Consider the following 26,095-nt stretch of genomic DNA (forward strand, 5'->3'; position numbering starts at 1 on the left):
CTCAGCCGCCCGCCCCGGCCACCGCCCCGGCGTCCGTACCCGTGGTGGAGCCCCCGTCGGTGGTCCCGCCGTCCGTCGTCCCGCCGTCGGTGGTGCCGCCGTCCGTCGTCCCGCCGTCCGTCGTCCCGCCGTCGGTGGTGCCGCCGTCCGTCGTCCCGCCGTCGGTGGTGCCGCCCGTGGTGCTGGTCGGGGGCGTGGTCGTCGGGGTCTCCACCGGGCTGGAGGGGGTCTGGGATGTGGAGGGGCTCTCGGGCGGCGGGGTGGTCTCGGGCTGCGGCTGGGTGTAGCCGCCGGTCCCGCCGGGTTCGGTGACCTCGTCCGTCGGCTCGTCGCTCGGCGGCTCGGTGGTCTCCTCCTCCGTCGATGACGAGGCGGAGGGCGACTTGGTGGGGTCGGGGGACGTGCCGCCGCCGTTGCCGCTGTTCTGCAGCGCGAAGGCCACGCCGACGGCGATGGCGATCACCGCGAGCGCCGCGATCAGCCAGATCTTGCCGCGTCCGCTCTTCGCGGAGCGGTGGCCGCCCTCGAAGGCGCCGTCGTCCGCGTGCATCCCGGGCGGCAGGATCGGGTTGGCCGCGGTGGGGCCGGCGTCCGAGCGCGGCATCGCGGTGGTGGCCGCGGTGCCCATCGCTGGGGTGCCGCCCTCGTGCACGGCGACCGGGCCGGTGTTCCAGGTGCCGGTGTGGCCACCCTGCTCGTGCAGCATCTGCAGCGAGTACTGGACCAGGCCGCGCATCTCCTCCGCGGTCTGGAAACGGTCGTCGGGGTCCTTGGCCAGCGAGCGCATGACCAGGCCGTCCAGCTCCGGCGGCACCGCGTCGGCGACATCGGACGGCGGGACGGGCATGTCCTGGACGTGCTGGTAGACAACCGAGAGCGGCGTCTCGCCGGTGAACGGCGGTCGCAGCGCGAGCAGTTCGTACAGCAGACAGCCGGTGGCGTAGAGGTCGGAGCGGGTGTCGACGGTCTTGCCGAGCGCCTGCTCGGGGGAGAGGTACTGCGGGGTGCCCATGACCATGCCGGTCTGGGTCATCGTGGACTGGGCGCCGTGCAGCGCGCGGGCGATGCCGAAGTCCATGACCTTGACGGCGCCGCTGTTCGTGATGATCACGTTCGCGGGCTTGATGTCACGGTGCACGATGCCGTGCTGATGGCTGTAGGCCAGCGCCTCCAGCACACCGGAGACGATGATCAGTGCCTGGTCCGGCGGCGGTGCGTCGGCGTTCAGCAGCAGGTCACGGATGGTCCGGCCCTCGACCAGCTCCATCACGATGTACGGCACGGTGTTGCCGCCGACGAAGTCCTCGCCCGAGTCGTAGACCGCGACCACCGCGTGGTGGTTCAGGCCGGCCACGGACTGTGCCTCGCGGGTGAAGCGGGCCTTGGACACCGGGTCCTCGGCGAGGTCGGCGCGCAGCAGCTTCACGGCGACGGTACGGCCGAGCCGTACGTCCTCGGCGGCGAACACCTCCGCCATGCCACCGCGGCCGAGCCGGTGCGTGAGCCGGTAGCGGCCGTCGCCGACCAGCCCGCCGTTGCCCCACATCTCCGGTACGTCGGGGATATTGGAGCCGGTGGCGTCAGGATCGGACGGGCCCTGGGGGCTCTGCGTCGGTGCCATCGGTCCTCGCCGTCGAATCGATCCGCGTGAGCGGTAAGGTCTCGGTCCTCGCCAGGGCCTGGCGAAACTGCGCCCGCCCTGTTGGAGCACGCTACAGGCTCCGCGGCACCCGCCGGTCCGTGGAGGACCGGCCATCAAACCTTCCGGATACCAAGTGTCGCAAGTTGACCGCGGGTAATCGAAGCCCTCGTCCGTTCCCGGCCGTAACCGGATCTTGCACATCTGGTCACGGAACGGGCACACAGCTTGACGTGTCCCCGGCCTGGGGCAGACTTGGCAGCGAAATCATGGATTTTGATCGCCATACATGCAGGCAGTGCGCCGAGGGGGAAGCGGAACGATGAGCCAGGACGGCGCTCAGGGCCAATTCGATGGCCGGGCGGTCGGCGGAGGACGTTACCAGCTTCGTGATCTTCTCGGCGCCGGCGGTATGGCATCCGTGCACCTCGCCTACGACAGCGTGCTCGACCGCGAGGTGGCGATCAAGACCCTGCACACGGAACTGGGCCGTGAGCAGGCATTTCGTGAGCGATTCCGGCGTGAGGCGCAGTCCGTCGCCAAGCTGACGCACACCAATATCGTCTCGGTTTTCGACTCCGGCGAGGACGAAATCGACGGCGGCATGGTGCCGTACATCATCATGGAGTACGTCTCAGGACAGCCGCTCCGTTCCGAACTGGACAACGACATTGCGCAGCACGGCGCGATGCCGACCGAAAAAGCACTGAAAATCACCGCGGATGTGCTCGCCGCGCTCGAAGCGAGCCATGAGATGGGCCTGGTCCACCGGGACATCAAGCCGGGCAACGTCATGATGACCAAGCGCAACGTCGTCAAGGTCATGGACTTCGGTATCGCCCGCGCCATGCAGTCCGGTGTGACGTCGATGACGCAGACCGGCATGGTCGTCGGCACCCCGCAGTACCTCTCGCCCGAGCAGGCGCTGGGCCGCGCCGTGGACGCCCGCTCCGACCTCTACTCCGTCGGCATCATGCTCTTCGAGCTGCTGACCGGGCAACTGCCGTTCGACGCGGACTCCCCGCTCGCGATCGCGTACGCGCACGTGCAGGAGGAGCCGCCGGTTCCGTCGAGCATCAACCAGTCGGTGCCGCCCGCGGTGGACGCGCTGGTCGCCCGTGCGCTGAAGAAGAACCCCAACGAGCGTTTCCCCACCGCCGAGGCGATGCAGGACGAGTGCCTGCGCATCGCCGGAACCGCGCAGTCCGGCGGGACACCGCTGATCATCAGCGAGGGCCCGCGGGCGCGCACGAGCGGTGCGTCGGTCTCCTCCGCGGTATTCCCCACGGCGACCGGCAACGCTCCGCACACCCCGGCGCCGCCGAACGTGCAGCAGCCGTACCAGCCGCCGCAGAACGGGGGCTTCGGGCCCTCCACCCCGCCGCCGGTGAACAACGCCTTCCCGACTCCGGTGCCGGGCCCCGCACCGTACAACGCCGGCGGTTTCCCGACCCCCGCCCCGGCTCCGGCACCGTTCACACCGCCGCCCGTGGCGCCCCCGATGCCGGTCGGCGGCGGCCCGCGTCCGCGGAAGAACAACACCCCGGTGATCGTCGTCTCGGCGATCGTCGGTGTCGTCGTGGTGACCGCCATCGCGATCGGCATCGGGCTGAGCGCCGGATCCGGGGACAACAAGGGCAGCGGCAGCAGCCCCACGTCGACGTACACGCCGTACTCGTCCCCGACGGTGAGCACCCGGCCCGAGGACAAGAACTCGACGGTGACGACCGACAGGTGCACCAACGCCTCCCACCCCTACGGCGAGAAGAAGAAGGTCTATTTCCCGTCCTTCATCTACCGGAACCTGGAGTCGGTGAAGGCGTGCATGGACGCGGCGGGCTGGAAGTACACCGTCAAGGAGGAGAACGACTCGCTCTGGGGGAAGAACACCGTCACGAAGCAGTCGCCGACCGGCCTCGACCGGTGGGATCCGGACAGCGGCGAACCCATCGAGCTCACCGTCTCGACGGGGCGCAGCAACTGACGCGGGACCGCACGGAGAACACGGAGAAGAGGGGCCCGGCACGCGGAATGCGCGCCGGGCCCCTCTCTGCGTTCCCTGCCTCGTCCGGTGACAGGACACCGGCGGGCCGGACGGTCAGAGATACGGGCCGGAGCGGGTGGCGCCGTGACCGCCGAGGTGGTCCTCGCCGTCCTCCGCCGCTGCGGCACCGGGCGGCAGTGCCCGGCGCATCGTCTCCAACTGGGCGCGGGCGGCCATCTGTTGCGCGAACAGCGCGGTCTGGATGCCGTGGAACAGGCCCTCCAGCCAGCCGACCAACTGGGCCTGCGCGATGCGCAGTTCCGCGTCGGTGGGCACCGATTCGTCGGTGAACGGCAGCGACAACCGCTCCAGTTCCTCGACCAGTTCGGGCGCCAGCCCGTCCTCCAGCTCCTTGACCGAGCTGGAGTGGATCTCCTTCAGGCGGACCCGGCTCGCTTCGTCCAGCGGAGCGGCCTTCACTTCCTCCAGCAACTGCTTGATCATGCTGCCGATCCGCATGACCTTCGCCGGCTGCTCGACCATGTCCGTCACCGGCATCTCCCGGGGCTCTTCGTCGCCGTCCCCGCCGCCGGAGCCGGCGCTGCCGAGCGCCATGCCGTCCGGGCCGACAACCAGGACGTGCGGACTCTCCTGCGACCGTTCGTTCATCGGCATATCCATGCCGCCATTCTCTCGTACACGCGACCTTCCACGAGGGTGCCCCCACCACACCGTGATCCACCCTCCGCGAACCCCGGGCCGCTCCGTCCGCCTCTGGTGACCTGCGGTAGCGGGGGGGGCGGCCGGAGGCAGGAGGCGCCCGCCCCTCGCTTCGGGTCCGCGAGGTTTCACGTGAAACCGGCGGGGCCGGCCGTGTCCGCCATTCGGGTTTCACGTGAAACCGGCGCCGCGGCATGCCGTACGCGCCTCCCGGCCGGGAGATCAGTACCGGCGCAGCCGCAGGGCGAGGAAGGCCAGGCCGAGGCCGGTGAGGGCCAGTCCTGCTCCCATCGGCAGCACCCGCTCGACCCGGGCCGTCGAGCCGTTGAAGGTGTACGGCCCGCCCGCGGTGGGCGATTCGGCCTCCACCGCCGCCGGCTCCGAGCTGCGCCGGTCCTCACTGCCGACGGTTGCCGACGGCTCGTCCCAGCGGGGCGGGCGGCTCGACGTCCCGGTGCCCCGCCGGTGCGACGGCCGGCTCGGCGAGACGGCGGAGCTGGGGGAGGCCGAAGGCGAGGCGGCGGGGCGGGGCGGCTTCGCCTTGCCGGACGGGGTGCCCGTGCCCGGCCTTTTGGCTCCCGGGGCGGGACGGCCGGCGTCAGGGTCTGCCGCGTGCCGGGGCGGGCCGGACGGGATCGCCCCGGCGGGCGCGCCGGGACCACCGGTCTCGGCGGGCGCGTCCGCCAGGTCCGGCCATCCACCGGGCGGGACGGCACCGTTCACGGGCGGTCCGTTCGCGTCCCGGCCGGCGTCGCCCGGTACGGAATCCGCCGGGGGCGGGGGGACGATGGGCGGGCCGTGCGGCGGGACATGGGACCACGGGGTGTCATCGGCGTACCGGCCGTGCGGGTGCCGCGGCTCGTCCAGGAACCCGAGGAAGGCGTCCGGCAGCTCGGCGAGACCGGCGAAGGGTTCCGGCAGGTGGCTGTCGGAGGCCGGGCCGTCGTGATGGTGGCGGTGGGTCGCGCCGCCGCCCGTGAGCCGCAGGCGCGGCGGAGCGGTATCGGCGGCGCGGGCCGCGCGCAGGAAGCTGCGGTCGGTGGGGGCGGCGCCCGCCGGTGACGCCGCCGCGACGAGGGCCGCCACCGGGACGGGCAGCGCGGCGGACAACACCAGCAGGCCGGTGGCAAAGCGCGTACGGAATCGTGGAGCCACGGTCGTGCCCCTCCCGTGCCGAGCCGTCGAGTGACGTGCTCAGCGTCACACGGCACCCGGGTCGCGGCATCTTGGAGATGTCGCTCAGGTGACGGGGCGGGGCGGGGAACGCGGGCCCTGCGAAGGCGGGCCGGGGGGGCGGGCAGGCGGCGGGCCGGCCACCGTCCCGCGGTGGCCGGCCCGTCCGGTCGTGCTCAGCCCGTCGTCAGGACGACCTTGCCGACGTGGGTGCTCGCGTCGACGACGCGGTGCGCCTCGGCGGCCTGGTCCATCGGGATCGTGCGGTCGATGATCGGGCGGACCTGGCCGTTGGCGATCAGCGGCCAGATGTGTTCGCGTACGGCCGCGACGATGGCCGCCTTCTCGCCCAGCGGGCGGGCGCGCAGGCCGGCCGCGGTGATCGCGGCACGCTTGGAGAGCAGGGTGCCGATGTTCAGCTCCGCCTTGATCCCGCCCTGCATGCCGATGATGGCGAGCCGCCCGCTGACCGCCAGCGCCTTGACGTTCCGTTCCAGGTACTTCGCGCCGATGATGTCGAGGATGACGTCCGCGCCCTTGCCGTCGGTGGCCCGGCGGATCTCCTCGACGAAGTCCTGTTCGCGGTAGTCGATGAGGATGTCGGCGCCCAACTCGGCGCACCGCGCCAGCTTTTCGGCGCCGCCCGCGGTGACCGCGACGCGCGCGCCGACGGCCTTGGCCAGCTGGATCGCCATGGTGCCGATGCCGCTGGACCCGCCGTGCACCAGCAGGGTCTCGCCGGGGCGCAGATGCGCGATCATGAAGACGTTCGACCAGACCGTGCAGGCGACTTCGGGCAGCGCGGCGGCCGACACCATGTCGAGGCCCTGCGGCAGCGGCAGCACCTGTCCCGCCGGGACGGCGACCTTCTCCGCGTACCCGCCGCCGACCAGCAGGGCGCACACCTCGTCGCCGACGGACCAGCCGTGCACGCCGGGCCCGAGCGCCGCGATCCGTCCGGCGCATTCGAGGCCGGGGTAGGGGGACGAGCCGGGCGGCGGATCGTAGAAGCCCTGACGCTGCAGCAGATCAGCGCGGTTGACCGCGCTGGCCACGACCTCGATCAGGACCTCGCCTTCGGCGGGCTGCGGATCCGGCACGTCGGCCCAGACGAGGGCTTCGGGGCCGCCGGGTTCGGGAATGGTGATCGCTCGCATGGCCGCGAGGCTACTCGCCGGTGGTGCCAGGGGCGACAGCACGGGGCCGCGCGGCCCCGCCCCGTGTGGGCAGACCGCGGGCCGTCCTTGCGTCCGTGCTCAGTCGTCCGCCCGGCGCATCGGCGAGACCCCCGAGCCGGGCAGCGGCGACTTGCCGGTGCGGCTGCTCCGGCCCGCCAGGTCCGGGTCGTCCGGGACCGCGCGGACGATGGTGATCAGCCGGTCGGCGGCCTGGAGCGGGCTGGCCGCCGGGTCGTCGTAGCCGAGGAGCCGGTGGCCGCGCAGGACGGAGACGACCAGGTCGCCCGTCTCGCGTACGGACTTGCCGACCTCGGCCTTCACCACCGGACGCTCGATCAGGTCGAGGCCGCTGCCCTGCTGGATCAGGTCCTCCATCACCGTGCCGGCGCTGGGGCTCTGGACGGAGAGTCCCAGCAGGCGTCCGGCCGCGCTGGCCGAGGTGATCACGGAATCCGCGCCGGACTGCCGCAGCAGCGGCGCGTTCTCCTCCTCGCGGACCGCGGCCACGATGTTGGCCTTCTTGTTCAGCTGACGCGCGGTCAACGAGACCAGTACGGCAGTGTCGTCGCGCTGGGTCGCGATGATCACCTGGTGGGCGCGCTGGATCTCGGCCCGTACGAGCACATCGCTGCGGGTGGCGTCGCCGATCACACCAACGAAGCCCTCGGCGACCGCCGAGTCGATCACCTTGGGGCTGGGGTCGACGACCACGATGCGGTCGCGGGTCAGGCCGGTGGCGCAGAGGGTCTGGACCGCGGAACGGCCCTTGGTTCCGTAGCCGACGACGACGGTGTGGTCACGCAAGGTTTTTCTCCAGCGTTTCAGTTGCCACTGCTCGCGGGTGCGCTCGGTCAGCACTTCCAGTGTGGTGCCGACCAGGATGATCAGGAAGAGCACCCGCAGGGGCGTGATGAGCAGGATGTTCAGCAGCCGTGCGCTGTCGCCGTACGGGACGATGTCGCCGTAGCCGGTGGTGGAGAGCGTGACGGTGGCGTAGTAGACGCAGTCGAGCAGGTCGACCGAGCCGTTGGCGTTGTCGTGGTACTCGTCGCGGTCGATCCAGACGATGACGACCGTCGCGACGAGGACCAGCAGGGCCATCAGCAGCCGCCTGGCGACCTGCCGTATCGGCGCCACCGGCGTCCGGCGCGGCAGCATCACCTGGTGGGAGTTGTCCTCGGGGATCTCACGCGCCGCGGCATCGTGGGAGGGGAGCTTCACGCGGCGCCTCCGGTCGGGGGTGCGGGAACAGTGGAGCGTACGGGACCGGCGGGGCCGGGGTGCGCACCGGGTCCGTACGCGGGGCCCGGCGCGGACCGGTCCGTCAGCCCGCTCTCGGGGCCGCCCGCCGTCCCGCCGGCCGGCCAGGGAAGTTCCAGGATGCCGACCTCGGTGCCGCGTTCCGCGCCGCCGGGCGGGATGACGGCGAGCGCGTCGGCCGCCGCGATGCCGCGCAGCATGGCGGGCCCGTGGAAGCGCAGCGGCTGTGCCGTCAGCCCGCGTGCGTCCTCGCGGTAGATCACCGGGACCAGCCGGGTGTCGTGCGGATGCCCCGGTACGGCGTCGCCGAGCGGCGCGCGGTGCGGGAGCGAGGGACGGCGCGCGGCGAGCGTTCCGAGCAGCGGTTCGGCCAGGGTCAGCAGGCCGGAGACGGCGGCGAGGGGGTTGCCGGGCAGCCCCACGAGGTGCCGGCCGGGGGCGAGCCTGGCCAGCAGCATGGGATGGCCTGGCCGCACCTGCACGCCGTCCACCAGCACCTCGGCGCCCAGGCCGCGCAGCGTGGGATGCACGTGGTCGACGGGGCCCGACGCGGTGCCGCCGGTGGTGATGACCAGGTCGGCGGTGGACGCGGATACGGCCGCGTGGAGCGTGCCGAGGTCGTCGGTGAGGTGCCGGGGCGGGGCCACGTCGGTGCCCAGGGCCCGCAGCCAGGGGCCGAGCATCGGGCCGAGCGCGTCCCGGATCCGGCCGTCCTGGGGGAGGCCGTGCCGGAGCAGTTCATCGCCCAGGACGAGGACCTCGACGCGGGGCCGCGGAAACGTCGTCAGCTCGTCGTATCCGGCGGCTGCGGCCAGGCCGAGGACCGCGGGGGTCACCGGCGTACCGGCCGGCAGCAGCTGATCGCCGCGACCGCATTCCTGGCCGCGCGGGCGGATGTCCTGGCCCAGCGGTGCGGGCCAGGGGGAGAACAACCGGGCGCGCCCGTCCGCCAGTTCACGCACCTCGCCGTGCTCGCTGCGCAGCACGGCGGTGGCCCCGGCCGGCACCCGTGCCCCGGTGGCGATCGCCACCGCGTGCCCGTCGGGGAGTACGGCGGCGGAGGTGTGCCCGGCGAGGAGGCCGTGGGATGCGGCCGGGCGGTGCGTCCCGGGGGCCGACGTGCCGGGCGGGCGGTCGCCGGCCTCCTGGTCGAGGGACCAGGGGCCGGGGCCTGAGACGGCCCAGCCGTCCATCGCGGAGGTGTCGAACGAGGGCAGGTCGGTCAGGGCGGTGAGCGGCGCGGCGAGCGTACGGCCGAGCGCGTCGGCCGGCGCGGTCGTCTCGGGCGGGCGCGGGCCCTTGGCCGCTTTCCTGGCGATCTCCCGGGCCACCTGCCAGGGAGAGGACGGCTCGGAGTGCCCGCCGCGGGCCGCCGGGGCCTTGCGGTCGCCGGGGCTGCCGGGCTCCGCCGGGGCCTTGCGGTCGCCGGGGCTGCCGGGCTCCGCCGGCCCGCCGGGGTCGGCGGCGACGAGCGGGGGGCGGGGGTCGGCAAGCGGGGGTCGGGGGTCGGCGAAGGCGTCGGTCGCGAGGCGGGTGGTGGGCCGGTCTGCGGTGACGGGCGGATCCGTGGTGGCGGACGGCTTCGGGGTCGTGGGCGGCGCCGTGGTGGTGGACGGCTTTGCGGTGGTGGCGGTGCGCGGAGCGGGTTCCCGGGGTGTGGGTGCCGCGCCGGTGCCGGATTCCGGTTCGTGCGCCGCGCCGTGGTCCGCGGCCGTGGTCTGCTTCCGGGCCCGGCTTCCGGCCGTGCCCCGGCGCTCGTTCCGGCCGGTGTCCTGGGGCTGACCGGCGTCCGCGCCCCGGGGTTCGTCGGGCCAGAAGTCCCAGCCGAAGCACGCGTCCGGCTGCGCGTCACCGCGCGCGCCGCCTGCCGCGGGGCCTCCGGCCACCGGGTCGGTGCGGCCGGTGCGCGGAGCGGCTTCGGCCTCTCCAGGGCCGGTGCCGCCCGCGTCGGACGCGGTTTCCGCCGTCCCCCGAGCGGTGCGTCCCTCGGACCGCGGGGCCCGCGCCGCCGCCCGGTCGCCGTTGGCCAGGGCCAGTGCGTCGGCGAACGCGTCGTCGAACTCCCCGTCGGTCATTCCGCGGGCTTCCCTGCGGGCCTGCCGCCGGTGGACGGGGCGCCATCGCCGCCGTCCGTGGTTTCCGCGGCCCAGCGGTTGGCCAGTGCGGCGACCCGCTCGGCCAGCTCCGTCACGTCGCCGTCCTGGCGGCCCGCCGCGTAGCCGATCAGGAACGTCGTCAGCGGCGCTGCCGGGCGTGCCACGCCGTGCGCCGCGTCACGGGCCAGGTCCAGGAGCGCCGTCGTGTCGACATCGAGGGTGATGCCCAGTTCGGCCTTGACTGCGGTGATCCATTCGTCCAACACGTTGCCATGCTCCCTGATACGCGCGCGAGCTGCGCTGATGTCCTCCCAGGTGTCGCAGTCGAAGGATGCCGTGGCCGTGGCGTCCTGGACCCGTTCGACCGCGAGTCGGGACAGCACGGCGCGCAGCGGAAGACCGGCCAGGGTGCCGCGTTCGGTGCGCAGCAGGTCCATCTCCCGGCGCAGCGCATCGGCCCGGTAGGCAGCCACCAGCGGCTGGTCGCGCCCGCCCGCGTCCCGCAGCATGGCGCCCTCGGGGGCGGGCCCCGTCCCCGAGGAGGGCGCCTCGCCAACCGCCACCTCCAAGAGGGTGCGTACGGTCGCCGCCGTCAGGAAGGGGAGGTCGGCGGAGAGGACCAGCACCCAGGGCGCGGTGGTGTGCCGCAGTCCGGCGTCGAGGGCTGCCAACGGGCCGCCGCCCGGCGGGTTCTCCCTGGCGTGGACGACGGCGCGTGCGGTCGGGCGTGCGGGGCCGACGACGACCGTGGTCGCGGCGTCCTGGCAGGCGTCGAGTACCCGGTCCAGGAGCGGGCGACCGCCGACGGACAGGGCGGGTTTGTCCGCCCCGCCGAGCCGCCGGGCCGCGCCGCCTGCCAGCACGATGGTGTCGTAGTCGGTGTGGTCGCTCACCCCTTGAGTATCGCCGGGATCCGGGCGGCCACACCGACGTCACGGGCACCTTCGGGCACGCGGACCCGGTCGGACGCCAACGGTCGGGACGCCAATGGTCGGGACGGCGCCACGGACTGCGCCGGGACGCCACCCGTCACACGGGCGCCACCGGTTCCCGGCGCGCCCCGGGTGGGCCCCCCGAGTGCGCGCCCCAACCGCCGCCCGTGCCCCGCCTACAGGTTGCGCAGCAGCAGCGCGGGCTGCTCCACGCAGTCGGCGACGTGCCTCAGGAAGCCGCCGGCCGTGCCGCCGTCGCACACCCGGTGGTCGAAGGTGAACGAGAGCTGGACGACCTGACGGACGGCCAACTCGCCTTCGTGCACCCAGGGTTTGGCGGCTATCCGGCCCACGCCGAGCATCGCGGCTTCGGGGTGGTTGATGATCGGTGTGGAGCCGTCCACCCCGAAGACGCCGTAGTTGTTGAGGGTGAAGGTGCCGCGGGTCAGGTCGGCGAGGGAGAGTCCGCCGGCCCGTGCGCTGTCGGTGAGGCGGGAGATCTCTTCGGAGAGCCCCTCGACCGTGCGGGCCTGGGCGTCCCGCACCACCGGCACCACCAGGCCCCGGTCGGTCTGCGCGGCGAACCCGAGGTGGACCGCGGGCAGCCGGACGATCTCCTGGCTCTCGGTGTCGATCGTCGCGTTCAGCTCGGGGTACCGCGCCAGTGCCGCGGTGCAGATCCGGGCCAGCAGCGCGAGCAGTGACACCTTGGGGGCGCCCGGGGTGTTCATCGCCCTGCGGGCGGCGAGGAGTTCGGTGGCGTCGGCGTCCACCCAGCAGGTCGCGTCCGGGATCTCCCGGCGGCTGCGGCTGAACTTCTCGGCCGCGGCGCCGCGCATCCCCCGGAGCGGAATGCGTTCACCCTCCGCCGGGGCCGCGGTCTCGGGTGCCGCCCCCGGGGCGGAGCGGGTGCCGAGGGCCGTTGCGGGCGGAGCGGTCACGGTGGCCGGGCCGGCGAGACCCGCGGTGGCTCCGGAAGCCGCCGCTTCCCGCTGCCGGACCGCGCGCTCGACATCCGTTCGCAGGATCAGACCGTCCCGCCCGCTGCCGTGCAGTGCGCTCAGGTCGAGGCCGTGCTCCCGTGCCATGCGGCGCACCAGCGGGGAGATGACGGCCACCGAGCGGCACTGCCCGGACGTCTCGGCCCGCTCGTGCACCTCCGCCACGGCCCCGGTCCTGGCGTCGTCCGCGAGGCCCGTGCCGCCGCCGTTGGCCTTGGTGGTGCCGACGCCCGGCCTGACGCGACGGCGGCGGGATGCGGATGCGCTGGTTCCGTAGCCGACCAGCACGTTTCCCGAGCCCTCGGCCTGCGGCTCCGGGGGAGCTTCCGACGGCGCGGTGGACGCCGGCTCCGCGTCATCGGGCTCCGGGGACGCGCCGACGGCGACGGTCAACAGGGGCGCTCCGACCGGGAGATCGGCACCCTCGTCACCGAAGCGGGCGGTGACCACGCCGCCGTACGGGCAGGGCACCTCCACCATCGCCTTGGCCGTCTCGACCTCGACGACCGGCTGATCGACGGCCACCACCTCGCCGACCTCGACCATCCACTGGACGATGGTGGCTTCGGTGAGGCCCTCCCCCAGGTCAGGCAGGGTGAATTCACGGACCACAGCCATCACTCCCCCCTTCCTTCGATCCAGTCCGACTCCCACTGGAGCCGGGCGACCGTATCGAGAATCCGGTCCACACCAGGGAGATGATGCCTCTCCAGCATGGGCGGCGGATACGGAATGTCGAATCCCGCCACCCGCAGCACCGGCGCCTCCAGGTGGTGGAAGCAGCGCTCCGTGATGCGGGCGGCGATCTCGCCACCGGGGCCGCCGAATCCGTGGGCTTCGTGGACGACGACGGCCCGGCCGGTGCGGCGCACCGACGCGCAGACGGTCTCGTCGTCGAACGGCATCAGGGACCGCAGGTCGACCACTTCCAGGTCCCAGCCCTCCGCACGGGCGGCCTCCGCGGCTTCCATGCAGACCGGCAGCGAGGGGCCGTAGGTGATCAGCGTGGCGTCCGCGCCGCGGCGGCGTATCGCGGCGCGGCCCAGGGGCTCGACCGGCTCGGGGTTATCAGGCGACCAGTCGGACTTCGACCAGTAGAGCCGCTTGGGTTCGAGGAAGACGACCGGGTCGTCGGAGGCGATGGCGGCCCGCAGCAGGCCGTAGGCGTCCTCGACCGTGGCGGGGGTGACCACCTGGAGCCCGGGGGTCGCCAGGTAGTACGCCTCGGAGGAGTCGCTGTGGTGCTCGACGCCGCCGATGCCGCCGCCGTACGGGATGCGGATGGTCAGCGGCATCGGCAGGGCGCCGCGGGTGCGGTTGCGCATCTTGGCGACGTGGCTCACAAGCTGCTCGAACGCCGGGTAGGCGAAGGCGTCGAACTGCATCTCGACGACCGGCCGCAGCCCGTACATGGCCATGCCGACTGCCGTACCGAGGATGCCGGCCTCGGCCAGCGGGGTGTCGCTGCACCGGTCCTCGCCGAACTTCTCGGCCAGGCCGTCGGTGACGCGGAAGACACCGCCCAGGGTGCCCACGTCCTCGCCCATGACGTGGACGGACGGGTCGTCCGCCATGGCGTCGTGCAGCGCGCGGGTCAGTGCCTGCGCCATGGTGGCGGGCTTGCGCGCGGTGGCCGGTGCGGTCGTCGTCATGGCCTGGCCTCCTGGGCGGGCTCGTTGCCGGCTTCGGTTCCGGCGGCCTCCGCGGCCAGCTCGGCACGCAACTGTGCCGCCTGTTCGCGCAGTTGGCCGGGCTGCTCGGCGTAGACATGGGGGAACAGGTCCATCGGGTCCAGGGTCGGGTCCTGGTTCATCCGCTCCCGCAGGTCGGCGGCCATCGCCTCGGCGCCGTCCCTGGTGGCGGCCACGAAGTCGTCGGACAGCAGGTCGCGGGAGGCCAACTCGCGTTCCAGGAGGGCTATCGGGTCGTGTGCCCGCCATGCCTCGACCTCGGATGCGGCGCGGTAGCGCGTGGCGTCGTCGGCGTTGGTGTGCGCCTCGATGCGATAGGTGACGGCCTCGACGAGGGTCGGGCCGCCGCCGTTGCGGGCCCGTTCGACGGCCTCGGTGAGGACTTCGTGCAGGGCCGCCGCGTCGTTGCCGTCCACCAGGCGGCCCGGCATGCCGTAGCCGACCGCCTTGTGGGCGAGCGAGGGCGCGGCGGTCTGCTTGGCCAGCGGCACGGAGATCGCGAATCCGTTGTTCTGGACGAGGAAGACGACCGGCGCCTGCCAGACGGCGGCGAAGTTCAGGGCTTCGTGGAAGTCGCCCTCGCTGGTGCCACCGTCGCCGACCATGGCCATCGCGACCACGTCGTCCCCCTTGAGGCGGGCGGCGTGCGCCAGGCCCACGGCGTGCGGGAGCTGGGTGGCGAGCGGGGTGCACAAGGGGGCGATCCGCTGCTCGCGGGGGTCGTAGCCGGTGTGCCAGTCGCCCCTGAGGAGCGTCAGTGCCTGCACCGGGTCCAGACCGCGGGCCACGGCGGCGAGGGTGTCGCGGTAGCTGGGAAAGAGCCAGTCCTGCTGTTCCAGGACGAGCGCCGCCGCCACTTCGCAGGCTTCCTGTCCTGTGGACGACGGGTAGACCGCCAGGCGGCCCTGCCGGGTCAGGGCGGTCGCCTGGGTGTTGTACCGCCGGCCGCGTACGAGCTGTTCATAGAGCCTGGTCAACAGGGCGGGGTCGAGCTTGCGGGCGGCGTCCGTCCCCAGGACGCGATGGGGTTCCGCGTCCGGCAGGAGGGGCGCCGGATCGACGCGCGGACGCCAGGCGGGCGCAGGGCCGGGCAGTGCGCCCTTGTTCCTGCTGCTACCGGGCTGCTCAAGGACCGTCATGACGAGCACCTCCTCGAATCGAAGGGGTGGCGCGAAGCGCCTCATATGGGGTGGGGGCAGGCGACGGATGGGCAGGATCACCAAGGCCGGGCCGAGCGACCCCGTCCCTACCGATTGTTCGGTCGCCAGCACATTTTGGCTACAGGCGGGCCCAGCCTGTGGACAAACGGTTCTCCACAGCTTCAGATGACGTCAGGGCGTCCACCAAGGGGAGGCGGGACCACATGCCGGAGGAACAGATGGCCAATCCCGGCGGGGCGCCACCGGCGGCGCCAGGAACGACCGCACCGGGATCGTCCGCGGCAGGCCCTTCCGTGCCGCCCGCACGTCCGCTGGACACCATCGACCGCTCGATCCTGCACCTGCTGCAGACCGACGGACGGGCCTCCATCCGCTCCGTCGCCGACCAGGTGCACGTCTCGCGCGCCAACGCCTACGCGCGCATCAACCGGCTGATCGACGACGGCGTCATACGCGGCTTCAGCGCCCGCGTGGACCAGGAACGGGCAGGTCAGGGCGCGTCCGCCTACATCACACTGAAGATCGTGCAGAACTCCTGGCGTACGGTGCGCGAGCAGCTCACCGCGCTCCCGGGCGCCTCGCACATCGCGCTGGTCAGCGGCGATTTCGATGTCCTGCTGCTGGTGCACACCAAGGACAACCGGGAGCTGCGGGAGCTGGTGCTGACCCGGATCCAGTCGATTCCCGAGGTCCTCAGCACCCGCACGCTGCTGGTCTTCGAGGAGACCGGTCTGGGGCCCCAGCAGCAGTGAGGCCCGCTCCGGAACCCTGCCGGATGCCGGGCGGCCAGGAGGAACACGGGCGCACGCCCCTCATCCGGTGAGGAGGGTCCGGCGAGCAGGGGCGGCTCCGTCAGGAGGTGCGCAGTCCAGCGAACGCCGTACGGACGACCGCATCGGCGACCTCGTCCCTGCTGGCCGCGCCGCCGCGCCCCGGGCGGTACCACTCCACAATCGAGTTGATCATGCCGAAGAGCAGCCGGGTCGCCAGCGGAATGTCGACGTCCGCCCGCAGGTCGCCGTCGGCCGCGGCCAGCTTCAGCAGGTCGGCCACCTTGTGGTCGAATTCCCGGCGGCGTTCCATGGCCCACCGCTCGGTGTCGGTGTTGCCCCGCACCCGCAGCAGCAGCGTCACGTACGGCAGTTCGTCCATCAGCACCTCGGCCTCGCGCCGGGTCACGTACTCCAGGCGCTCGATCGCCCGCCCCTCGACGGCGCCCGGCTCCTCCAGCACCCCGAACAGCCCGTCCAGGGCACGGCTTATCGCACGGCGCAGCAGCTCTTCCTTGCTGCGTACGTGGTGGTAGATCGAGGACTTGGAGATTCCGGCCGCCTTGGAGAGGTGCTCCATGGACGTGCCGTCGTACCCGCGCTCGTTGAACACCTCGGCGGCGACCGCGAGCAGCGAATCGGGCGTGTAGGTGTCGCGCTTGGCCATGGTCATGATTAGAGCACTCATTCCTCTTGGTCTGCACGGCGCCGCAGGGCGCGGGGACGGCACGCAGCCGCCGCCGGTGTACTGGTGGTGGTGCAGGGAGTCCAGCACATCCCGGAACCAGGACGCACCACAACGCCCGGTCCGCTCCACCGGGCCGCCGGGCCCCGGACGGTCAGCGCCGCCCGGCCGCTCCACCGGCCGGCACCGCCGCACTCGCGCCGCGAACAGGTCCTGCGTTTCCGTGAGTTGCCCCAGGGGTGCTCCGGCGAGCAGGGAGGCAGGAAAGGCCGCAGGGGGCGAGAGCCGACCACGGGAGGGGAGCGGACCTTCGCACGGCGGATCCCGCCGATGCGCCGGGATCCGGCCTTTCTCGGCACGTCGATCCGGTCGACGCACGGCCTCCGCCACAGCCCGTCCGGCACGGCACGGCCTCGCGCCCCGGAGCCGTACTGCGCGGCCGGCACCCACGATCACCTGCGGTAACCCGCGCCCCACGCCCCGCACACCCACCGCCGCGAGGGCGTCGCCCGGCCCGGTTCCCACCATGCCGACCGCCCCTCCCCGACCGAGTTATCCACAGGCTCACCGGACCCTCTTGCACCGACCGATCGTTCGGTTACTCTAACTCCATCGCCCTAGTACCTCCCACCTACGCACATCCACCGACCCCACGCTCCCTGCCCGCACTCTCACCTCCGCTCTTTCCGCCTCCGTCCCCATCCCGCTTCCATCGCGCCCCACCGCGCGCCCTTTCCCTGTTCGTTCTCCGCCCGGCTCGACGAGGAGTTGGTCATCGATGGCCGCCGAAATGACCGCAGCGCAGTTGATCGAAAAGCACCGCCCGACCCTCGACCAAGCGCTGGAGACGATCCGCACCCGCGCGTACTGGTCGCCCCACCCCGAGCACCCGAAGGCGTACGGCGAGACCGCGGCGCCCGACGGCGTGGCCGCGTTCGAGGCGCTGCGCGGCACCCGCTTCGAGCTGGACCAGCCCGGTACGGACGACTGGGTCGGCCAGGAAGTGTCGCCGTACGGACCGGAGTTGGGCATCAGCTATCCGCACCCCGACGTGGACGTGCTGCTGCCGGCCATGCGCGACGCGATGCCCGCCTGGCGGGACGCGGGGCCCGAGGTACGGGCGGCGGTCTGTCTGGAGATCCTGGCGCGGATCAGCGCCCGCACCCACGAGTTCGCCCAGGCCGTGATGCACACCAGCGGCCAGGCGTTCATGATGGCGTTCCAGGCGGGCGGGCCGCACGCGCAGGACCGCGGCATGGAGGCGGTCACGTACGCGTACGCCGAGCAGACCCGCACCCCGCAGCAGGCCCCCTGGTCCAAGCCCCAGGGCAAGCGCGACCCGCTGGAGCTGGCCAAGTCCTTCACCGCAGTGCCGCGCGGCGTCGCGCTGATGATCGGGTGCAACACCTTCCCGACGTGGAACGGCTATCCGGGCCTGTTCGCCTCGCTGGCCACCGGCAACCCGGTGCTCGTCAAGCCGCACCCGCGCGCCGTACTGCCGCTGGCGCTGACGGTACGGGTGGCGCGCGAGGTCCTCACCGAGGCCGGCTTCCCCGCCGACCTGGTGTGTCTGGCCGTGGACCGCCCCGATGAAGGGCTCGCCAAGACCTTGGCGGTCCGCCCCGAGGTCCGCATCATCGACTACACCGGGTCGACCGCGTTCGGCGACTGGCTGGAGGCCAACGCCCGTCAGGCGCAGGTCTACACCGAGAAGGCCGGCGTCAACACCGTCGTGATCGACTCGACGGACGACTACAAGGGCATGCTCGGCAACCTCGCCTTCTCCCTGTCGCTCTACAGCGGCCAGATGTGCACCACCCCGCAGAACCTCCTCATCCCCCGGGGCGGCATCACCACCGAAGCGGGCCCCAAGTCGTACGACGAGGTGGTCACCGATCTCGCGGGCGCGGTGAGCGGCCTGCTCGGCGATGACACACGTGCCAACGCGCTGCTGGGCGCGATCGTGAACCCGCAGGTGAAGGCGCGGATCGACGCGGCGTCCGGGCTGGGCGAAGTGGCCCTGGCGACCCGGGCGGTGGCCAACCCGGAGTTCCCCGGGGCGATGGTGCGCACACCGGTGATCGTCAAGCTGGACGGCGCGAAGCCGGAGGACGAAGCGGCCTACCTCTCGGAGTGCTTCGGCCCGGTGTCCTTCGCCGTGGCCGTCGACTCCGCGGCGGACGCGGTGGAGCTGCTGCGGCGCACGGTCCGGGAGCAGGGCGCCATGACCGTCGGCGCGTACACCACGTCCACCGAGGTGGAGGACGCGATCCAGGACGTCTGCCTGGAGGAGTGCGCCCAGCTGTCGCTGAACCTGACCGGCGGCGTCTATGTGAACCAGACCGCGGCGTTCTCCGACTTCCACGGTTCGGGCGGCAACCCGGCGGCCAACGCGGCGCTGTGCGACGGCGCGTTCGTGGCGAACCGCTTCCGGACGGTGGAGGTACGCCGCCCGGCGTGACGCGGACACCAGGTCCCCGGGGTGCGGCGGTGCCCCCCGGGGAGACGGCCGGACGGCGTCCGGGGTACGCGGGCGGGCGGCCGTCAGGAGGCGCCGGGTGCCTCGATCACGGCGTGCCGGCCGATCCAGGCGTGCATGGCGATGGCTGCCGCGGCACCCGCGTTGATCGAACGGGTCGACCCGAACTGCGCGATCGAGCAGACCACGGACGCATGCCGGCGCGCTTCCTCCGTCAGCCCGGGGCCTTCCTGCCCGAAGAGCAGCACACAGCGGCGCGGCAGCTCCGTCGTCTCCAGCGGGACGGCGCCGGGGAGGTTGTCGATCCCGATGATCGGCAGCCCCTCGGACGCGGCCCAGGCGGTCAGGTCCTCGGTGCCGGGGTGATGGCGGACGTGCTGGTAGCGGTCGGTCACCATCGCGCCGCGGCGGTTCCAGCGGCGCCGTCCGACGATGTGGATCTCCCGGGCCAGGAAGGCGTTGGCGGTCCGCACCACCGAACCGATGTTGAAGTCGTGGCCCCAGTTCTCGACCGCCACATGGAATTCGTGGCGCCGGGTGTCGAGGTCGGCGACGATCGCCTCGCGCGTCCAGTAGCGGTACCGGTCGACGACGTTGCGCCGGTCGCCCTGCGCGAGCAGCTCCGGGTCGTAGCGGTCGTCCCGGGGCCACGGCTCCGGGTGCGGCCCGACGCCGATCTCCTGGCCGAAGCCCTCGTCGTACTGGACCGGCTCGGTCGGGGCGCCCGGCTCCCCTGCGGCCTCGGGGCGCTGCTCGGCCGGGGCGGTTTTCTCGCTGCTCACCCCACGAGCGTATGGCCCCCGCCGGAGCCGTGCGTACGGGCCTCCGGTTCGTCGTCCCCGGGTGCCGCGGCCGGGAGTGCCGGGCCGCCCCCGGAGAACAACCGCCGGCGCAGCGCCGAGATCCGGCCGGAGAGCCAGGTCAGGAAGTTCGTCGGCAGGAAGACGGCGTCGGCGGCGATCATCGCGAGGGAGAAGAACGGCAGCCCCAGCAGGAACGCGATCGACAGGTGTTCGCAGATCATCGCGACCAGCAGGACGTTCTTGAGGCGGCGGTTGAACAGCGTGAACGGGAAGGCGACCTGCACGATCACCGTGCCGTAGGTCAGCAGCATGACCAGCAGCCCGCTGTCGCCCAGCAGCCGGGACAGTTCGGGCCAGGGCGAGAAGTAGTCCAGGTGCATCGGGTAGTAGACGGCCGTGCCGTCCTGCCAGCGCGATCCCTGGATCTTGTACCAGCCGGCGGTGGAGTAGACGAGGCAGACCTCGACCATGATCACCAGCAGGGCGCCGTTGTGCGCGAGCTTGGCGAGGACGTCGAGAACGATCCGCGGCTCCCCGGGGGCGTAGCGGTTCGCGGCCCACCACAGGCCGTGCCCGGCCCACAGGATCCACAGCGCGAGCCCCCAGCCGAGATCCGGGAACGGCCCGCCGTCGAACCAGCCCAGACCGTGGCAGCCCAGCAGCTGCGCGATGGCCAGGGCGAGCCCGGAGACGGCCCACAGCAGCACACCGGGCAGGTCCCGCCCCGAGGCGGCGTCGGCACCGGGGGCGTCGGACGCCGCGGCGTTCCCGGCAGCCGCCCGCCGGGCGCGGCGGGCGTCCAGGGACCACACCTGGCCGCACCGGGTCAGCACCAGGTACATCGACATCAGGTGGATGACGTTGTCCCCGCCGTCACCGATGAAGATGCTGCGGTTCTGCAGCGACAGCACGCCGATCATGAAAAGCACCGACATGGTGCGGGTGCGCCAGCCCACCATCAGCAGCGCGGCGGAGACGATGGCCAGCAGGTAGACGCACTCGAACCAGCCGCGCCCGTCGGACCAGGCCAGCGCGGAGAACGCCTGGTTGCCGTCGAGCATCCGGCGCGCCATGTCGAGGCTCCAGGGGCCGTCGGGCCCGTACAGCTCCGCGCGATGCGGCCATTCCCTGAGCAGGAACAACAGCCAGGTCGCCGCGAAGCCGATACGGATCACGGCGGTCTGGTACGGGGCCATGGCCCGCCCGGTGACCTGCCGGAAGCCGCGGCCGATGACCCGCTCCAAGCGCGTCTCCGTCACGAGGCCGGTGGCCGGGGGCGGGACGGCGGGCTCGCCCGGAGACTCCGGTGACCGCGAGGGCCCCGGAAGACCGGCCGAGCCCGGCGATTCCGACGCGGCCGACGATTTCGGCGGGGCCGACGCGGCTGGTGATTCCGGCGATTCCAGCGATTCCGATGATTTCGGTGAGTGCGGCACGGTCACTTGGTCGTCGCCCCCTCGGGCAGGTCGGCTGCGGTGACCTGCCACCAGGGCAGCACCCGGAACTCGGGCTTGGTGCTGATCTTCTCCGTGCTCCACGGAGGCGGCATGACCGGCGTCGTCTTCGAGCGGACCTGTATCCGTTCGACCTGCCCGCCCTTGGCCCACTCGGCGCCCATCCGCTGCAACATGATCCGGCGGATGTAGCGCTCGGCCAGCTCACCACGCTGCCCGTTGGGGCGGTTCTGCGCGTCGTGCGAGCTGAGGAAGTTCTCCCAGCCGCGGCGCAATTGGTTCTGCTGGGAGTGGCTGGGGAACAGGTTGTGGCGGATCGCCTGCCCGTCGCGGGCGGTCAGGTCGGTCCAGCCGGTGGTCCGCAGGCCGCCGTCCCGGGTCCGCAGCTCCGCGCGGACCTGCACCGCGATGTTCTGCTGGAGAGGGTTCGGCGCGAACAGTCTCCAGTTCTGCTCGTACTCGGGATAGACGTAGTCGCCGATCAGCTTCCCCTGCGATCTGCTGAGCGTGTTCGACGGCGCGACGTGCAGAAACATCATGGCCAGGTGGATCGCCACGGCAACCGCCACGGCACTGGCCGCCACACATATGACGATCCGCGAGGGTAGCGAGAGCGCGGCTACCGGCCGCGTTTCGTCCCCGTATGACTGCATTCCCGCCCCGTCCCCAGAATCCCGATCGGCTGACTCCGCCACGGAACCGTACCCAGGCAGCCCCCACCGGGCACAGCCTCACCGAGTTATCCACAGGGTTTGACCCCCGCACCGCGCCCCTCCCACCATGGAACCGAACGATCGGTCGTCAGCTCACGCCTCACCCGCCATTCCCAATTCCTGCAACCTGTTCTAACTTGACACTCCGTCAGGTCGAAGTGCCCGCGGAAGGACGGACCAGTGGACTTCACCTTCACCGAGGAGCAACAGGCCGCGCTCGAAGCGGCGAAAGCCGTCTTCTCCGGGGTCGCACCCGACAGCGTGCCGAGCCCCGCGCTCACTCCCGGCGCGGTCGCCGACGACTTCGACCGCACGCTGTGGCAGACCCTCGCCGACGCCGACCTGCTGAGCCTGCTGATAGCGCCCGAACACGGCGGCGCCGGCCTCGACCCGGTGGCCCTGTGCCTGGTGCTGCGCGAATCGGCGAAGGTACTGGCGCGCGTCCCGCTGCTGGAGTGCGGCGCCGCGGCGCTCACCCTCCAGCACCACGGCCCGGACGCCCTGCGCGCCGAGATACTGCCCCGCATCGGAACCGGCGAGCTGGTGGTGACCGTCGCCGCCGGAGGACGTACCGGGCACGAAGCCGCCGAACTCGCCGTGGACGCACGCCCCGAGGACGAGCACTGGATACTCGACGGCGTACAGACGGCAGTCCCCTGGGCCCACGGCGCGGACCACATCCTGCTGCCCGCGCACACCGCCGACGGCCGGGCGATCCTCGCGCTGGTCCCGCCCACCCGAACCGGCGTCACGCTCGACGCACAGGTCTCGACGAACGGCGAGCGATACGCCGAGGTCCGGCTGAACGCCGTACGTGTCACAGGCCGGGAGACCCTCACCGACCCGGCGGCCTGGGAACAATTGCGGCTGCTGCTGACCACCGGCACCTGCGCACTCGCACTGGGCCTGGGCGAAGCCGTACTCACCATGACCGCCGACTACACGAGCAAACGCGAACAGTTCGGCTTCCCGGTCGCCACGTTCCAGTCGGTCGCCGTCCAGGCGGCGGACCGCTTCATCGACCTACGGGCGATGGCGGCCACCCTCTGGCAGGCCGCCTGGCGCATCAGCACCGACGCGGACGGCGCCCTGCCACCCGCCGGGGACGTCGCGGTCGCCAAGATCTGGGCATCGGACGGCATACGCCGGGTCGTCCAGACCGCGCAGCACCTGCACGGCGGCTTCGGCGCGGACACCGACTACTCACTCCACCGCTACCACGCCTGGGCCAAACAACTGGAACTGTCCTTGGGCCCCGCCGCCGCCCATGAAGAAGCTCTGGGGGATCTGCTGGCCGATCACATGTTGGCGTGAGGTGGGAGGGGAGACGGGGGCAGGTGGGGCACCTGGGGCTTGGCGCTTGAGGCTTGGGCGGGGGCGGGGCGGACGTCTCGGGAGGTGGGGGAGGGGGTGGGGTGGGGCGGGGGGGAGAAGAAGAAAGGCCCCGCCAGGAAGCAAGCCAGTCCACCCCGGCCCGCCCCCACACCCACACCAAACCCCCTCAGATAACCGTCCCCGCGCCACCCCGCCCATCCGTGACCGGTCGGCCGGCGGCCTCCCACGCCTGCATGCCGCCGTCGACGTTCACCGCTTCGACGCCCTGCTGAATGAGGTACTGCGCGACCTGCGCGGACCGCCCACCGACCCGGCAGAGCACATAAATCTTGCCGTCCGCGGGCGCGGCCTCGGTCAACTCCCCATAACGGGCGACGAATTCGCTCATTGGGATGTGCAGCGCGCCTTCGGCGTGCCCCGCCTCCCACTCGTCGTCCTCGCGCACGTCCAAGAGGAAGTCCTGGGACGTGAGCGCGTCGACACCGACCGTGGGCAGAGAACCAAATCGCATGCCCCGACGCTACCCGACCAGCTGGGCGAGGCGGGTCTCGCGCTCTGCGACATCGGCGAGCAGCTTCTCGGCGATCTCGTCCAGCAGGGCGTCCGGATCCTGCGGCGCCATCTTGATCATCGCGCCGATCGCGCTTTCCTCCAGCTCGGCGGCGACGGCCGCCAGCAGTTCCTTGCGCTCGGCCAGCCACTCCAGCCTCGCGTACAGCTCCTCGCTCTCGCTGAGCCGCTCCTCGGCGGGCGCCGGTCCCGCCTCCCACTCCTTCGCCAGCTCGCGCAGTGCCGCCTCGTCCCCCGCGCCGTACGCGGCGTTGACCCGTGCGATGAAGGCGTCCCGGCGCTCCCGCTCCGCGTCGTCACGCGCCAGGTCGGGGTGTGCCTTGCGCACCAGGTCGCGGTACGCCTTGCGGGCGTCCTCGCTGGGCCGCACCTTCTGCGGCGGCTGTACCGGCTGCTCGGCGAGCATCGCCTGCGCCTCGGGGAACAGCCCGTCCGACCCGATCCAGCCGTGGAACAGCTCCTCGACGTTCGGCATCGGCAGCACCGAAGCGCGGGCCTCGCGTGCCTTGCGGACGTCCTCCGGATCGCCGGTACGGGCCGCGACCGCCTCGGCGATCTGCGCGTCCAGCTCGTCCAGCCGCGCGTACATGGGGCCGAGCCGCTGGTGGTGCAGCCGGGAGAAGTTCTCCACCTCCACCCGGAAGGTCTCCACCGCGATCTCGAACTCGATCAGCGCCTGCTCGGCAGCCAACACCGCCTTCGCCAGCCGCCGGGTCGCCGCGTCCTCGGCGGCCCGGTCCCGCTCACCGCCGCCCGGTGCCTGCGCGTCCCCGGACGCGCTGCCCTCACCGGACACCGCAGGCCCGCCGGACCCACCAGGCACCCCCGGCGCATCCGGCGCGCCCGCCGCCCCCGGTCCATCGGTGGCGTACGCCGCTCCCCGGGCGTCCGGTCGGTGCTGGCCGTCCTGCGCGTTCTCCGCGTGCGAGTTCGTCACCCGGTCAGCGTACGGCCCTCTCCCCGACCCCCGGTTCAGCGGCTGGTCGGCCCGCCTCCACCCCTGCTCGACGAGCCCCAGCTACGGCAGGAACGTCTGCTGCGCCTCACACCCCGCTACACCCCCACAGCCTCCTCCATCTCCTCTTCCTCAGCCTCGGCGTCCGCGTCCGCGCCCCGCCCCCGCCGTCCCCGGCCATCCACCGCATCCGCCTGCTCCGCATGGCGTGCGCCCTCGGTCACCGTCGCGGCCACCGCGGCAGCCGCGACGGCGGTGGCCCGTTCCGCTGCCGCTTCCTCGGCGGCCTTCCTACGGTTCTCGGTCAGGCCGGCGATGGCGGCCACTGCCGCGCCGATCACCAGCCAGATCACCAGCGTCCAGACGTGTCCGGCCAGTCCGTAGCCGTCGAAGTAGACGTGGCTGCGGGTGCCCTCCACGAAGCCCGCGCCGTTCCAGAACGCGTGCAGGGCCGCGAAGAATCCGTTCTGCATCTCGGGCCGGAAGATGCCGCCCGACGAGGTGAAGTTGAGCATCACGAACAGGGCCATCACGCCGAGCGTGGTCCAGCGCTTGAGGAAGGTGTGCAGCCCCGTTCCGATCAGCAGGATGCCGGCGGAGTACAGCCAGGCCATGCTCCACAGGCCCCACATGCCGTGGTCGACGAGGTGGAAGACCGGGCCGGCGAAGAGCGTCCCGATGATGCTGACGACGAAGGAGGTGCCGACGGCCAGCAGGGCGCGCAGCCGCATCGGCAGCACCGCCCCCGCGCCGCCGATCACCGCGACCGATGCGTACGAGCCGATGCTGATCGCGACCAGCAGGAAGAAGATGCCCTGGCCGGTCGGGTCGTGCTGCACGGTCGGTGCGACGTCGGTGACCTTCAGGGGCCGGTCCTGCTGGGCGGCGATGGGGGTGAAGACCTTCTGCACCACGGAGGCGGTGGTGTCCGACCCGGCGGTCGCGACCATCAGTTCCGGCGCGGGTCCGGCCGTGCTCGCGGTCCTGTCCGGGCGGGCGGAGTCGTCGCCGTGGGCGGCCGTTCCGCTCTTTCCGTGGGGGAGGTAGGCGCCGAAGATGTCCTGGTGCCGGAGTTGCTCGGTGGCCGTCGCACGGTCGGGGACGGTGCGTACCTCCAGGTCACCGCCCGTTTTGTCGTTGATCGACTGCGCCAGCAGCTGTGCGCTCTGCCCTGAACCGACGACCGCGACCGGCAGGTGGTGCGGCGCCGGATCGGCGAACGCCCCGAGGTAGGCCAGGCCCATCCCGATGCACATCAGCAGCGGGGTGACCAGGTGCAGCAGGACGTGGCGCAGCCCGGCCGCGTGGGGGTTGCGGCGGTCGGGGCGGTGATCAAGTCCGTGATCACGGTGGTGGTCGGAACGGCGGACCGGACTCATGGTGCCTTCTCAAGCTAGTCGGCTCGGATACAGCCAGTAGATGGCTTTTACAACTCTTAATGGTTGGCTTATACAACTCCCAAACCACGTTGTACTATACAACTACTTCAACGAAAGG

At 72.3% G+C, this 26,095-nt stretch carries 21 protein-coding genes; 4 read left to right on the forward strand and 17 right to left on the reverse strand.

All coding sequences use genetic code 11. The annotated features are described in order from the left end of the window. Nucleotide 1 precedes the first annotated feature (1 nt). Nucleotides 2–1,621, reverse strand: a complete 1,620-nt coding sequence (locus tag ACIBK8_RS31205; RefSeq protein WP_399045552.1) for a protein kinase — start codon at nucleotides 1,619–1,621, stop codon at nucleotides 2–4. Between the two features lie 340 nt (nucleotides 1,622–1,961). Between ACIBK8_RS31205 and ACIBK8_RS31210 the strand changes: the two genes are divergently transcribed. Next, on the forward strand, nucleotides 1,962–3,623 hold the full coding sequence (locus ACIBK8_RS31210; protein WP_399045553.1) for a protein kinase: 1,662 nt from the start codon (nucleotides 1,962–1,964) through the stop codon (nucleotides 3,621–3,623). A gap of 114 nt (nucleotides 3,624–3,737) precedes the next feature. Here the strand turns inward: ACIBK8_RS31210 and ACIBK8_RS31215 are convergent, their stop codons facing one another. The 9 genes from ACIBK8_RS31215 to pdhA all read right to left on the reverse strand — a co-directional run bounded on the left by ACIBK8_RS31215 (nucleotide 3,738) and on the right by pdhA (nucleotide 14,813). Beyond that, nucleotides 3,738–4,304 carry a bacterial proteasome activator family protein gene (locus ACIBK8_RS31215; RefSeq protein WP_393684298.1) on the reverse strand — a complete coding sequence of 189 codons (567 nt, stop codon included), beginning with the start codon at nucleotides 4,302–4,304 and terminating at the stop codon, nucleotides 3,738–3,740. Nucleotides 4,305–4,565: 261 nt separating this feature from the next. Beyond that, entirely contained in the window at nucleotides 4,566–5,498 is a 933-nt protein-coding gene (locus tag ACIBK8_RS31220; protein ID WP_399045555.1) for a hypothetical protein, read from the reverse strand. Nucleotides 5,499–5,692: 194 nt separating this feature from the next. Beyond that, a complete protein-coding gene (locus tag ACIBK8_RS31225) occupies nucleotides 5,693–6,673 on the reverse strand; it encodes an NAD(P)H-quinone oxidoreductase (RefSeq protein ID WP_393684302.1) in 981 nt (326 codons plus the stop codon). Between the two features lie 99 nt (nucleotides 6,674–6,772). Continuing rightward, nucleotides 6,773–7,915 (reverse strand): potassium channel family protein, encoded by a 1,143-nt coding sequence (locus tag ACIBK8_RS31230; RefSeq protein WP_399045557.1) that lies wholly within the window; start codon nucleotides 7,913–7,915, stop codon nucleotides 6,773–6,775. Beyond that, nucleotides 7,912–10,029 carry a molybdopterin-binding protein gene (locus ACIBK8_RS31235; protein WP_399045559.1) on the reverse strand — a complete coding sequence of 706 codons (2,118 nt, stop codon included), beginning with the start codon at nucleotides 10,027–10,029 and terminating at the stop codon, nucleotides 7,912–7,914. Before ACIBK8_RS31235 ends, ACIBK8_RS31230 begins: the two co-directional genes overlap by 4 nt. Further along, nucleotides 10,026–10,943: an NTP transferase domain-containing protein gene (locus ACIBK8_RS31240; protein WP_399045561.1), complete on the reverse strand. Its 918-nt coding sequence runs from the start codon at nucleotides 10,941–10,943 to the stop codon at nucleotides 10,026–10,028. Before ACIBK8_RS31240 ends, ACIBK8_RS31235 begins: the two co-directional genes overlap by 4 nt. A gap of 215 nt (nucleotides 10,944–11,158) precedes the next feature. Then, complete coding sequence (locus ACIBK8_RS31245; protein ID WP_399045562.1) at nucleotides 11,159–12,601, reverse strand: dihydrolipoamide acetyltransferase family protein; 1,443 nt, start codon at nucleotides 12,599–12,601, stop codon at nucleotides 11,159–11,161. Then, a complete protein-coding gene (locus ACIBK8_RS31250; RefSeq protein WP_399045563.1) occupies nucleotides 12,601–13,635 on the reverse strand; it encodes an alpha-ketoacid dehydrogenase subunit beta in 1,035 nt (344 codons plus the stop codon). The genes ACIBK8_RS31245 and ACIBK8_RS31250 overlap by 1 nt, the downstream gene beginning before the upstream one ends. Beyond that, nucleotides 13,632–14,813, reverse strand: coding sequence for a pyruvate dehydrogenase (acetyl-transferring) E1 component subunit alpha (gene pdhA / locus ACIBK8_RS31255; protein WP_399045565.1), 1,182 nt, complete (start codon nucleotides 14,811–14,813; stop codon nucleotides 13,632–13,634). The genes ACIBK8_RS31250 and pdhA overlap by 4 nt, the downstream gene beginning before the upstream one ends. A 224-nt stretch (nucleotides 14,814–15,037) precedes the next feature. Here pdhA and ACIBK8_RS31260 point away from each other — a divergent pair, with 224 nt between their 5' ends. Then, the gene (locus ACIBK8_RS31260; RefSeq protein WP_399045567.1) at nucleotides 15,038–15,586 is read left to right on the forward strand and encodes an Lrp/AsnC family transcriptional regulator; all 549 of its coding nucleotides are present in this window, start codon (nucleotides 15,038–15,040) and stop codon (nucleotides 15,584–15,586) included. Between the two features lie 100 nt (nucleotides 15,587–15,686). Here ACIBK8_RS31260 and ACIBK8_RS31265 read toward each other — a convergent pair whose 3' ends face one another. Continuing rightward, on the reverse strand, nucleotides 15,687–16,277 hold the full coding sequence (locus tag ACIBK8_RS31265) for a TetR/AcrR family transcriptional regulator (protein ID WP_399045569.1): 591 nt from the start codon (nucleotides 16,275–16,277) through the stop codon (nucleotides 15,687–15,689). 790 nt (nucleotides 16,278–17,067) lie between these two features. On the opposite strand from ACIBK8_RS31265, the gene paaN reads away from it, so the two are divergent. Beyond that, nucleotides 17,068–18,750 (forward strand): phenylacetic acid degradation protein PaaN, encoded by a 1,683-nt coding sequence (gene paaN, locus ACIBK8_RS31270; protein WP_399045570.1) that lies wholly within the window; start codon nucleotides 17,068–17,070, stop codon nucleotides 18,748–18,750. An 83-nt stretch (nucleotides 18,751–18,833) separates the two neighbouring features. On the opposite strand, the gene ACIBK8_RS31275 is transcribed toward paaN, so the two are convergent. From ACIBK8_RS31275 to ACIBK8_RS31285, 3 genes are all read right to left on the reverse strand, one after another. Further along, nucleotides 18,834–19,550 carry a TrmH family RNA methyltransferase gene (locus tag ACIBK8_RS31275; RefSeq protein ID WP_399045572.1) on the reverse strand — a complete coding sequence of 239 codons (717 nt, stop codon included), beginning with the start codon at nucleotides 19,548–19,550 and terminating at the stop codon, nucleotides 18,834–18,836. After that, nucleotides 19,547–20,830, reverse strand: coding sequence for an HTTM domain-containing protein (locus ACIBK8_RS31280; protein ID WP_399045574.1), 1,284 nt, complete (start codon nucleotides 20,828–20,830; stop codon nucleotides 19,547–19,549). Before ACIBK8_RS31280 ends, ACIBK8_RS31275 begins: the two co-directional genes overlap by 4 nt. Nucleotides 20,831–21,009: 179 nt before the next feature. After that, a complete protein-coding gene (locus ACIBK8_RS31285; protein WP_399045576.1) occupies nucleotides 21,010–21,678 on the reverse strand; it encodes a DUF5819 family protein in 669 nt (222 codons plus the stop codon). A gap of 240 nt (nucleotides 21,679–21,918) precedes the next feature. Between ACIBK8_RS31285 and ACIBK8_RS31290 the strand changes: the two genes are divergently transcribed. Continuing rightward, the gene (locus tag ACIBK8_RS31290; RefSeq protein ID WP_399045578.1) at nucleotides 21,919–23,052 is read left to right on the forward strand and encodes an acyl-CoA dehydrogenase family protein; all 1,134 of its coding nucleotides are present in this window, start codon (nucleotides 21,919–21,921) and stop codon (nucleotides 23,050–23,052) included. Nucleotides 23,053–23,239: 187 nt separating this feature from the next. Here the strand turns inward: ACIBK8_RS31290 and ACIBK8_RS31295 are convergent, their stop codons facing one another. The 3 genes from ACIBK8_RS31295 to ACIBK8_RS31305 all read right to left on the reverse strand — a co-directional run bounded on the left by ACIBK8_RS31295 (nucleotide 23,240) and on the right by ACIBK8_RS31305 (nucleotide 25,977). After that, on the reverse strand, nucleotides 23,240–23,584 hold the full coding sequence (locus ACIBK8_RS31295) for a rhodanese-like domain-containing protein (protein ID WP_399045580.1): 345 nt from the start codon (nucleotides 23,582–23,584) through the stop codon (nucleotides 23,240–23,242). A gap of 9 nt (nucleotides 23,585–23,593) precedes the next feature. Then, nucleotides 23,594–24,580, reverse strand: a complete 987-nt coding sequence (locus ACIBK8_RS31300; protein ID WP_399045582.1) for a J domain-containing protein — start codon at nucleotides 24,578–24,580, stop codon at nucleotides 23,594–23,596. Nucleotides 24,581–24,696: 116 nt separating this feature from the next. After that, on the reverse strand, nucleotides 24,697–25,977 hold the full coding sequence (locus ACIBK8_RS31305) for an ABC transporter permease (protein ID WP_399045584.1): 1,281 nt from the start codon (nucleotides 25,975–25,977) through the stop codon (nucleotides 24,697–24,699). Nucleotides 25,978–26,095: the final 118 nt, after the last annotated feature.

This window comes from Streptomyces sp. NPDC050161, from assembly GCF_044460025.1.
Taxonomy (GTDB): Bacteria; Actinomycetota; Actinomycetes; order Streptomycetales; family Streptomycetaceae; genus Streptomyces.